This window comes from Serratia sp. 506_PEND, assembly GCF_001076875.1.
Taxonomy (GTDB): Bacteria; Pseudomonadota; Gammaproteobacteria; order Enterobacterales; family Enterobacteriaceae; genus Serratia; species Serratia marcescens.
The window spans coordinates 1-571 of record NZ_JVEL01000176.1; the positions used below are offsets into that span (position 1 = coordinate 1).

Consider the following 571-nt stretch of genomic DNA (forward strand, 5'->3'; position numbering starts at 1 on the left):
AGAGTTTATCGACACCGCCGAAGGCGGCAGCGGTGACGAGCCGCCGGTGCCCCAGCAGTTCAATCTGCAAAAGTACGTGATGCAGGATGGCGACACGATGTGGCAGGCGGAGTTCTTCGAAGAAGAAGGAGAGGCGGTGGAATGCCTGACGCTGCGCAGCGGTGCGGCGGCGCAGGCGATCTTCGACGGTGACTACGACGAGGTGGAAATTACCGCCGAGTGGATAGATGAAAACACCCTGTACGAATGGGAAGAAGGCGACTTTCAGCTCGAACCGCCGCTGGATACCGAAGAAGGCCAGGCCGCAGCCGATGAGTGGGATGAACGTTAACCTGCGCCGCGCTTTCATCGCCAAGGAGGCCGCATGATTATTCGCCGGGCCCGCCCTACCGACTACCCCGCCATTTTGCAGCTACAGGGGGAAAACGTGCCGGAAGCGCTCGACGAGAGCCAAAAACGGCAGGGATTTATCGTATCGCGCATGAATGAGGCGCAGCTGGCGACGATCAACCGCGGCATCGGCATATGGGTGGCCGAACAGGAGAACCAACTGGCGGGGTTTGTTTGCCTG

Annotated in this window: 1 protein-coding gene and 1 pseudogene; both read left to right on the forward strand. The window is 60.1% G+C overall.

Annotated elements, in window-relative coordinates; translation table 11 throughout:
* Positions 1-7 precede the first annotated feature (7 nt).
* Positions 8-331 (forward strand): MysB family protein, encoded by a 324-nt coding sequence (locus tag ADK28_RS04260; protein WP_065429408.1) that lies wholly within the window; start codon positions 8-10, stop codon positions 329-331.
* Positions 332-364: 33 nt separating this feature from the next.
* Positions 365-571: pseudogene (locus ADK28_RS04265) on the forward strand (N-acetyltransferase); the annotation flags it as partial.